Source organism: Pseudomonas sp. 43(2021) (assembly GCF_017490805.1).
Classification (GTDB): Bacteria; Pseudomonadota; Gammaproteobacteria; order Pseudomonadales; family Pseudomonadaceae; genus Aquipseudomonas.
The window spans coordinates 36,601-45,705 of the sequence record NZ_JAFGYJ010000013.1; the positions used below are offsets into that span (position 1 = coordinate 36,601).

The 9,105-nt window shown below is 61.8% G+C and carries 7 protein-coding genes; 5 read left to right on the forward strand and 2 right to left on the reverse strand.

Annotation, left to right across the window (positions count from 1 at the left end):
* The first annotated feature begins 8 nt into the window (after positions 1 to 8).
* Positions 9 to 473 carry a bacterioferritin gene (bfr, locus tag J5M71_RS13270; RefSeq protein ID WP_003257116.1) on the forward strand — a complete coding sequence of 155 codons (465 nt, stop codon included), beginning with the start codon at positions 9 to 11 and terminating at the stop codon, positions 471 to 473.
* Between the two features lie 117 nt (positions 474 to 590).
* Here the strand turns inward: bfr and uvrA are convergent, their stop codons facing one another.
* A complete protein-coding gene (uvrA, locus tag J5M71_RS13275) occupies positions 591 to 3,425 on the reverse strand; it encodes an excinuclease ABC subunit UvrA (protein ID WP_207832723.1) in 2,835 nt (944 codons plus the stop codon).
* A gap of 129 nt (positions 3,426 to 3,554) precedes the next feature.
* Between uvrA and J5M71_RS13280 the strand changes: the two genes are divergently transcribed.
* The 3 genes from J5M71_RS13280 to J5M71_RS13290 all read left to right on the forward strand — a co-directional run bounded on the left by J5M71_RS13280 (position 3,555) and on the right by J5M71_RS13290 (position 6,537).
* On the forward strand, positions 3,555 to 4,949 hold the full coding sequence (locus J5M71_RS13280; RefSeq protein ID WP_063911039.1) for an MFS transporter: 1,395 nt from the start codon (positions 3,555 to 3,557) through the stop codon (positions 4,947 to 4,949).
* A gap of 9 nt (positions 4,950 to 4,958) precedes the next feature.
* Positions 4,959 to 5,501: a single-stranded DNA-binding protein gene (locus J5M71_RS13285; RefSeq protein WP_063911040.1), complete on the forward strand. Its 543-nt coding sequence runs from the start codon at positions 4,959 to 4,961 to the stop codon at positions 5,499 to 5,501.
* A gap of 166 nt (positions 5,502 to 5,667) precedes the next feature.
* Positions 5,668 to 6,537, forward strand: a complete 870-nt coding sequence (locus J5M71_RS13290) for an EamA family transporter (protein ID WP_207832725.1) — start codon at positions 5,668 to 5,670, stop codon at positions 6,535 to 6,537.
* A gap of 193 nt (positions 6,538 to 6,730) precedes the next feature.
* Here the strand turns inward: J5M71_RS13290 and J5M71_RS13295 are convergent, their stop codons facing one another.
* On the reverse strand, positions 6,731 to 8,113 hold the full coding sequence (locus tag J5M71_RS13295; protein ID WP_207832727.1) for a PLP-dependent aminotransferase family protein: 1,383 nt from the start codon (positions 8,111 to 8,113) through the stop codon (positions 6,731 to 6,733).
* A gap of 198 nt (positions 8,114 to 8,311) precedes the next feature.
* Between J5M71_RS13295 and J5M71_RS13300 the strand changes: the two genes are divergently transcribed.
* Positions 8,312 to 9,097, forward strand: a complete 786-nt coding sequence (locus tag J5M71_RS13300; RefSeq protein ID WP_207832849.1) for a TSUP family transporter — start codon at positions 8,312 to 8,314, stop codon at positions 9,095 to 9,097.
* Positions 9,098 to 9,105: the final 8 nt, after the last annotated feature.

Consider the following 9,105-nt stretch of genomic DNA (forward strand, 5'->3'; position numbering starts at 1 on the left):
GCAGGGCGATGCAAGGTCACCCGGACGTAATCAACTACCTCGTTACGCTGCTGAAGGGCGAACTGGCGGCGCGCGACCAGTACTTCATTCACTCGCGGATGTACGAAGACTGGGGCCTGTCCAAGCTCTACGAGCGCATCAACCACGAAATGGAAGAAGAGACGCAGCACGCCGATGCCCTGATGCGTCGCATCCTCATGCTCGAAGGCACTCCTGACATGCGCGCGGACGACCTGGAAGTGGGCAGCACCGTGCCGGAAATGATCGAGGCTGACCTCAAGCTCGAGTACAAGGTGCGCGGCGCGCTATGCAAAGGCATCGAGCTGTGCGAACTGCACAAGGACTACATCAGCCGCGACATCCTGCGTGCCCAACTGGCTGACACCGAAGAAGATCACACCTACTGGCTGGAGAAGCAGCAGGGGCTGATCAAGGCCATCGGCCTGGAAAACTACCTGCAATCGCAGATGTAAAAGCTGGGGGCTGCTTTGCAGCCCTGTCGCGACACAAGACCGCTCCCACAGGCAAATGCACTTCTCCTGTGGGAGCGGCCTTGTGTCGCAACAGGGGCGCAAAGCGCCCCCAAGGCCTCACGCCCGATCCCGCTCCAGCAGCGGTTTCAGATAATGCCCGGTATACGACTGCTTCATCTCGCTCAGCTCTTCCGGCGTACCGCAGGCAATGATCTGCCCACCTTTCGAACCACCCTCCGGCCCCAGATCCACCAGCCAGTCCGCGGTCTTGATCACATCCAGGTTGTGCTCGATCACCACCACGGTATTGCCGTGGTCACGCAGGCGATGCAGCACGTCCAGCAACTGCTGGATATCGGCAAAGTGCAGGCCCGTGGTCGGCTCGTCGAGGATATACAGGGTCTTGCCGGTGTCACGCTTGGACAGTTCGCGCGACAGCTTCACCCGCTGTGCCTCGCCGCCCGACAGCGTGGTCGCCGACTGCCCCAGCTTGATGTACGACAGCCCCACATCCATCAGCGTCTGCAGCTTGCGCGCCAGCGCCGGCACTGCATCGAAGAACTCGCGGGCATCCTCGATGGTCATCTCCAGCACCTCGTGGATGTTCTTGCCCTTGTACTTGATCTCCAGGGTTTCGCGGTTGTAGCGCTTGCTCTTGCACACGTCGCACGGCACGTAGATGTCCGGCAAAAAGTGCATCTCCACCTTGATCAGGCCATCGCCCTGGCAGGCCTCGCAACGGCCACCCTTGACGTTGAACGAGAAGCGCCCCGGACCATAACCGCGCGAACGTGATTCCGGCACACCGGAGAACAGCTCGCGGATCGGCGTGAAGATGCCGGTGTAGGTCGCCGGGTTCGAGCGAGGGGTGCGGCCGATCGGGCTCTGGTCGATATCCACTACCTTGTCCAGGTGCTGCAGGCCATCCATGCTGGCATGCGGCGCCGCTTCAAGGCTGCTTGCACCATTCAGGGCGGTGGCGGCCAGTGGGAACAGGGTGTTGTTGATCAGCGTCGACTTGCCCGAGCCGGATACACCGGTCACGCAGGTCAGCAGGCCGATCGGGACTTCCAGGTCGACGTTTTGCAGGTTGTTGCCACGCGCGCCCTTGAGCTTGAGTTGCAGCTTCTTGTTGCGCGGCGTGCGCTTGGCCGGGACGACGATCTTCTTGCGCCCGGAAAGGTACTTGCCGGTCAGCGAGTCGGGGTGGGCCATGACTTCCTGCGGCGAGCCCTCGGCGACGATCTGCCCGCCGTGTACACCGGCCCCCGGGCCGATGTCCACCACATAGTCGGCCAGGCGGATGGCGTCTTCGTCGTGTTCCACCACGATTACCGTGTTGCCCAGGTCGCGCAGGTGGTTGAGGGTGGCCAGCAGGCGGTCGTTGTCGCGCTGATGAAGGCCGATGGACGGCTCATCGAGGATGTACATCACCCCCACCAGGCCAGCGCCGATCTGGCTGGCCAGGCGGATACGCTGCGCTTCGCCACCGGACAGGGTATCGGCACTGCGGTCGAGGGTGAGGTAGTCGAGACCGACGTTGACCAGGAACTGCAGGCGCTCGCAGATTTCCTTGAGGATCTTCGCCGCAATTTCGCCACGGCGGCCGGTCAGGGTCAGTTCGCCGAAGTAGTTGCTGGCTTCACCAATCGGCAGGTTGGTCACCGCCGGCAGGGTCTTTTCACCCACCCACACATGCCGTGCCTCACGGCGCAGGCGGGTGCCGCGGCAGTCCGGGCAGGGCTGGGTGCCAAGGAACTTGGCCAGTTCTTCACGCACGGTGGCCGACTCGGTCTCGCGGTAGCGACGCTCCAGGTTCGGCACGATGCCTTCGAACGGGTGCGAGCGCTTGACGATGTCGCCACGGTCGTTGAGGTACTTGAAGTCGATACTCTGTTTGCCGCTACCCTGCAGGATCACTTTCTGGTGCTCGGCCGACAGCTGGCCGAACGGCTCCTCCAGGCTGAAGCCGTAATGCGCGGCCAGCGAGCCGAGCATCTGGAAGTAGTACACGTTACGCCGGTCCCAGCCGCGGATCGCGCCTTCGGCCAAGGTGAGTTCGGCATTGACCAGGCGCTTGGTGTCAAAGAACTGCTTCACTCCCAGGCCATCGCAGGTCGGGCAGGCGCCGGCGGGGTTGTTGAAGGAGAACAGCTTCGGCTCCAGCTCGCTGATGGCATGGCCACAGACCGGGCAGGCGAAGCGCGCGGAGAAGATCGTCTCTTCGCCTTGTTCATCATCCATCGGTGCCACCAGGGCGATGCCGTCGGCCAGCTTGAGCGCGGTCTCGAACGATTCGGCCAGGCGCTGTTGCAGGTCGGCGCGGACCTTGAAGCGGTCCACCACCACATCGATGCTGTGCTTTTTCTGCTTGTCCAGCTTGGGCAGTTCGTCGAGCTCGTAGAGCTTGCCGTTGACCCGGGCACGCACAAAGCCTTGGGCACGCAATTCGTCGAACACCGCCAGGTGCTCGCCCTTGCGCTCGCGCACCACTGGCGCCAGCAGCATCAGCTTGCTGCCTTCCGGGCGCTCCAGCACCAGGTCGACCATCTGGCTGATCGTTTGCGCCTCCAGCGGGATATCGTGGTCCGGGCAGCGTGGGGTACCGACGCGGGCGTACAGCAGGCGCAGGTAGTCGTAGATTTCGGTGATGGTGCCGACCGTGGAGCGGGGGTTGTGCGAGGTCGACTTCTGCTCGATGGAAATGGCCGGCGACAGGCCTTCGATGGTGTCGACGTCAGGCTTTTCCATCATCGACAGGAACTGCCGGGCGTAGGCCGACAGCGATTCGACATAGCGGCGCTGGCCTTCAGCGTACAGGGTGTCGAACGCCAGGGACGACTTGCCGGAACCGGACAGGCCGGTGATCACGATCAGCTTGTCCCGGGGCAGGGTCAGGTCGATGTTCTTCAGGTTGTGGGTGCGTGCCCCACGAATCAGGATCTTGTCCACTGCGGCCTCGCTCGGCGGGCATAAACAAGGAAGTATACGGCGCCCTGCCAGTACGCGGCAAAGCGTCGCGTAGATGCCGTCACGCTGTCGGACTGATAGAATCGCCGCCGGTTCACACGAGGTTAATCCATGCACGACACCCACAACGAGCGCATGAGTGGCGGCGAAACCCGCGCCGCTGGCGGCCTGGCCCTGGTCTTTGCCTTTCGTATGCTGGGCATGTTCATGGTCTTGCCGGTGCTGGCCACCTACGGCATGGACCTGGCCGGTGCCACACCGGCGCTGATTGGCCTGGCCATTGGTGCCTATGGCCTGACCCAGGCCGTTTTGCAGATCCCGTTCGGGATGATTTCCGACCGTATCGGCCGCCGGCCGGTGATTTACCTGGGGCTGGTGATCTTTGCCCTGGGCAGTGTATTGGCGGCCCAGGCCGACTCCATCTGGGGTGTGATCGCCGGGCGTATCCTGCAGGGGGCCGGGGCGATTTCCGCTGCGGTCATGGCGCTGCTGTCCGACCTCACCCGCGAGCAGCACCGGACCAAGGCCATGGCCATGATCGGCATGAGCATCGGCCTGTCGTTTGCCGTCGCCATGGTCGTCGGCCCATTGCTGACTCGTGCCTTTGGCTTGTCAGGATTGTTCCTCGCCACGGCAGGACTTGCCCTGGTCGGCATCCTGCTGATCGCCTTTGTCGTGCCCAATACCCACAGCATCCTGCAGCACCGTGAGTCGGGTGTGGCGCGCCAGGCCATCGGCCCGACCCTGCGCCATCCGGACCTTCTGCGCCTGGACGCGGGCATCTTCATCCTCCACGCCATCCTCATGGCCAGCTTCGTCGCGCTGCCACTGGCCTTCGTCGAGCGCGGCGGTCTGCCGAAGGAGCAGCACTGGTGGGTATACCTGACCGCATTGTTCATCTCATTTTTTGCAATGGTCCCGTTCATCATCTACGGCGAGAAAAAGCGCAAGATGAAACGCGTGCTGGCCGGGGCGGTCAGTGTGTTGCTGCTGGTGGAGGTGTTCTTCTGGCAGTGGGCTGACGGTTTGCGCGGACTGGTGATCGGCACCGTGGTATTCTTTACTGCATTCAACCTGCTGGAGGCATCGCTGCCTTCGCTGGTGAGCAAGGTGTCGCCTGCAGGTGGCAAGGGGACGGCAATGGGGGTTTACTCCACCAGCCAGTTCCTCGGTGCTGCCCTGGGAGGAATCCTCGGTGGCTGGTTGTTCCAGCACGGCGGGCTGAACATGGTGTTCCTCGGTTGTGCGGTACTGTGTGCCATCTGGTTGGTCGTTGCCTTGCGCATGAACGAGCCGCCCTATGTGACCAGCCTGCGCATGCCGCTGACGCCAGAGGCAGTCCGGGAAGCCGGCCTGACCGAGCGCCTGATGGCCGTGCCGGGTGTGACCGACGCCGTCGTGGTGGCGGAAGAAGCCGCCATCTATATCAAACTGGATACGAAAATTTTGGACCGTACGACCCTCGAGCGCCTGGTGAACCCGGCCTCTTCGGCGTGCGAAGCCTAGGAGAACGTTATGGCCCGTGGGGTTAACAAAGTCATTCTGGTTGGTACCTGTGGCCAGGATCCCGAAGTCCGCTACCTGCCCAACGGTAACGCCGTGACCAACCTGAGCCTGGCTACCAGCGAGCAGTGGACCGACAAGCAGTCGGGCCAGAAGGTCGAGCGTACCGAGTGGCACCGTGTGTCGCTGTTCGGCAAGGTTGCCGAAATCGCCGGCGAATACCTGCGCAAGGGTTCGCAGTGCTACATCGAAGGCAAGCTGCAGACCCGCGAGTGGGAAAAAGACGGCATCAAGCGCTACACCACCGAGATCATCGTCGACATCAACGGCACCATGCAGCTGCTCGGCGGCCGTCCGCAGGGCCAGCAGCAGGGCGGTGACCCGTACAACCAGGGTGGCGGCAACTACGGTGGCGGCCAGCCGCAACAGTACAACCAGGCTCCGCGCCAGCAGGCCCCGCGCCCGCAACAGGCTCCTCAGCGCCCGGCACCGCAGCAGCCAGCCCCGCAGCCAGCGGCTGACTTCGACAGCTTCGATGACGATATTCCGTTCTGATCGGAGCGATCAGGCGTCTAGCAAGACCAGAAGCCCAGGGCAGTTGCCCTGGGTTTTTTTATGGGCAGCCACCCCGTGTAGGAGGCTTCTGAAACTGCTGGTGCTGCAGCTCATTGTTGCCCTCTCAATTTAATATCTGTCCCTAGCAGGCAACGGGAGTGGAAACATGGACGTCATCATGGGTTTGATAGCCGCCTTGTTGTGGGGCGTCACCGATTTTCTAGTGGGGGTAAACGCCCGGGCGGTTGGCATTCGTCGAGCTGTCTTTTTTGGGCAGGTATTGGGTCTGTTGCTGATGGGGCTGATCATCTTCATATCGGCCAATCAGCTGGAAAAGATACTGGCGGCACCTGTTAGCGCATTGCTGCTTGGCGGAGTTGCGGCGCTTTGCACGGTGTTAGGGGCGCTGTCACTTTCCAAGGCCTTTGCTATCGGCAAGACGGCAGTCGTGGCTCCGCTGGTGACCTCGTATGGCGTCTTTACTACGCTGCTGGCCTGGCTAGGTGGTGATGAACTGTCGCTTTGGCAGTTTCTTGGCTTGCTGACCTGTTTCCTTGGTGTGCTGTTGGCCAGTAGCAGCGGTAACAGGGCGGGTGAGCAGGGGCGGTCGATGAGCCGTTTGCCGGTTGCTTTCGCTCTGTTGGCGGCGGCTTTCTACGGCGTCAGTTTCTGGCTTCAGGGGAAATATGCGCTGCCCTCGCTCGGCCCTGTGAACATGTTGGCGCTAGGGTATGCAGTTGGGGTGATCTTCCTGATGCCCGAAGCGCTCAGGCTGCTGAGGGGCTGGTCGGTAATCAGGCCAAGAACGTGTGCAACATTGTGCGGTGCCAGCCTGTTCAACCTGGGTGGGTTTTCCGCCTTTTCCTGGGGGGCGCTAAATGGTTCGATTTCCGTTGTCACCGTGATCAGCACGCTGTCGGGGGGAATCGCCGCGATACTGGGCTTCTTCTTCTATCGGGAGCGGTTGTCCTGCTTTCAGGTGGTGGGCGTGGGCCTGGTCTTGGTGGGTGCCATTCTACTGCACCTGTTTGGCTGATCCCGATAAGCTCAGGTGCTGGTGCGAACGAGTTCGCAAGCGATCCGCTTATCCTGTGGGAGCGGCTTTAGCCGCGAAGAATCCAGCGCGGTGCATGGCACCGGCTGTGCCGGTGTTCGCGGCTAAAGCCGCTCCCACAGGGTCCCTGCTAATTCAAAGGGTTAGGTGAGAGCGGGTTCAATAAGGCAGCGCTTCAATAGAACAACCGCGGCTCCGGCGAGTCCAGCAGGCTGACCAGCTTGGTCAGGGCAAAGCCCAGTTCCTGGCGGCTGGGCGCCATCAGGGCGATGCGCACGCCGCAGGTTGCGTGGCTGCGTTCCGGCAGGAACTGGCTGCCACTGACTACCGTGACGCCGTTGTTGCGCGCCAGGTTGGCGAATTCGTCGCTGGTCCACGGCTCCGGCAACTCCAGCCAGATGTGGAAGCTGTTGGGCTGGCTGCGGATCTTGTACCTGCCAAGGATCTCCCGGGCCATTTGCTGGCGCGCGGCCGCCTCGTCCTGCTGTACCCGCACCAACTGGTCGGCCATGCCGCTGTTGATCAGGTTGCTGGCCAGTTGCGCCATCAATGGTGACGGCATCCAGACGCTGCTGCGTACCATCGACGATAACCGCGAGAGGGTTTGCGGTGGCGCGTACAGGTAACCGATGCGCAGCGCCGGCAGCACGCTCTTGGACAGGCTGGTGAGGTACACCGAGCGTTCGGGCGCATACGCGGTCAGTGGCTGGTAATCCGCTGCGGGTTCGAGAAAACCGTAGATATCGTCATCGACGATGAACAGGTCGAACTCGCGGGCGATCTCTGCAATGGCCTGGCGCCGTGCGTGGGGCATGATCGAGTTGGTCGGGTTCTGGTGGGTGGTGACGCACACCAGCAGGGAAGGGCGGTGCTCCAGGCAGGCCGCGCGCAATGCCTCCGGAATAAGGCCGTGCTCGTCCATGGCCACGCCGCGCAGGCGGCGGCCCATGCTGTGGGCCAGGGAGATGATGCCTGGGTAGCAGAACGATTCGCACAGCACCACATCGTCGCTCTTCGACAGGCTGCTGATGGCCACCAATAGTCCATGCTGGGCGCCAGAGGTCAGTACAACCTGTTGCCAGCGAGCATCAGGCAGCCAGCGCTGAATCCAGGCTGCCCCTGCTTGTTTGTGGGAGGTGTGACCACCCTCTGTCACATAGTCGAGTACCTGCCCCAGGTCCGGAGAAGTGGCCAGCTCGCTGATCGCCGCACCCAGCCACTCACTCATGTGGGCGTCGTTGGGTTTGATGATCGAGAGATCGATCTGGCTGCTTTCGCCAGTAACGGGTGTGGGCACCGACGGGGTGGATAACCGCTGTCGCAACTGCCTGACAAATGTGCCACGGCCTACCTCTCCAACCACCAGGCCGCGTTTGGCGGCTTCGTCGTAGGCTCTTCCAACGGTGCCGGGGGTTACATTGAGTGCCTCGGCAAGGTCTTTGAGTGTGGGCAAACGATCGCCTGCTGCAAGCCGACCACTTTCGATGTCCTGTTCAAGGGCATTAGCGATCATCAGGTAAACCGGCTGGGTTTGATCGCCGTATTGAGGGACCCACATGGAAATGACACCAGATTCTGCAATTGCGCGCAGCCTAACATGAAAGCCAAGATGCGGTAATGATGGTAATCGTTGTCATTGAGTCGATTTAATTCGATATTGCATCGATTCAATTTTTGTAATTACAATCATCGCGCTGATTGGGACATGCACACTTGCGTTGTGCTTGGCAGGACACTCCACTGGATGGACTTCGCTATGGAAATTCTGGGCGCTTTCTGGGCGGAACACTGGTTGCTGGCGGTGCTCATGCTTGGGGCTATCGCTTTCGTTGCCGGCTTCGTAGACAGCATTGCCGGTGGCGGCGGGTTGTTCCTGGTGCCGGGCTTTCTGCTGGTCGGCATGCCACCGCAGGTTGCCCTCGGTCAGGAAAAACTGGTCAGTACCCTTGGCACACTGGCAGCCATTCGCAACTTCCTGGCCAACAGCAAGATGGTCTGGCAGGTGGCGCTGGTCGGCGTGCCGTTCTCGTTGCTCGGTGCCTACCTGGGGGCACACCTGATCGTGTCGATCTCCCAGGAAACCGTGGGCAAGATCATCCTGGCGCTGATCCCCCTCGGCATCCTCATCTTCCTCACCCCCAAGGACCGCCCGGTCGAAGAGCGCGAACTGTCATCGCGCATGCTGTTCACCGTGGTCCCGCTGACCTGCCTGGCCATCGGCTTCTATGACGGCTTCTTCGGCCCCGGTACCGGCAGCATGTTCATCATCGCGTTCCATTACCTGCTGCGCATGGACCTGGTCTCCAGCTCGGCCAACTCCAAAACCTTCAATTTCGCGTCCAACATCGGCGCCCTGGTGGCCTTCGTCATTGCCGGCAAGGTCGTCTACCTGCTGGCGTTGCCGCTGGTGGCCTGCAACATCCTCGGTAACCACCTGGGCAGCGCGCTGGCCCTGCGCAAGGGCAACGAAGTGGTGCGCAAGGCGCTGGTGTTTTCGATGCTCTGCCTGTTCACCAGCCTGGGCGTGAAGTACCTGGCCTGACCCTTCCA

What these genes read in the sequence shown, in the direction of transcription:
- J5M71_RS13295 (WP_207832727.1), bottom strand. Translation starts at nt 8,113, where the DNA reads ATGTGGGTCCCTCAATACGGCGATCAAACCCAGCCGGTTTACCTGATG.
- J5M71_RS13300 (WP_207832849.1), top strand. Translation starts at nt 8,312, where the DNA reads ATGGAAATTCTGGGCGCTTTCTGGGCGGAACACTGGTTGCTGGCGGTG.
- J5M71_RS13280 (WP_063911039.1), top strand. Translation starts at nt 3,555, where the DNA reads ATGCACGACACCCACAACGAGCGCATGAGTGGCGGCGAAACCCGCGCC.
- J5M71_RS13290 (WP_207832725.1), top strand. Translation starts at nt 5,668, where the DNA reads ATGGACGTCATCATGGGTTTGATAGCCGCCTTGTTGTGGGGCGTCACC.
- bfr (WP_003257116.1), top strand. Translation starts at nt 9, where the DNA reads ATGCAAGGTCACCCGGACGTAATCAACTACCTCGTTACGCTGCTGAAG.
- J5M71_RS13285 (WP_063911040.1), top strand. Translation starts at nt 4,959, where the DNA reads ATGGCCCGTGGGGTTAACAAAGTCATTCTGGTTGGTACCTGTGGCCAG.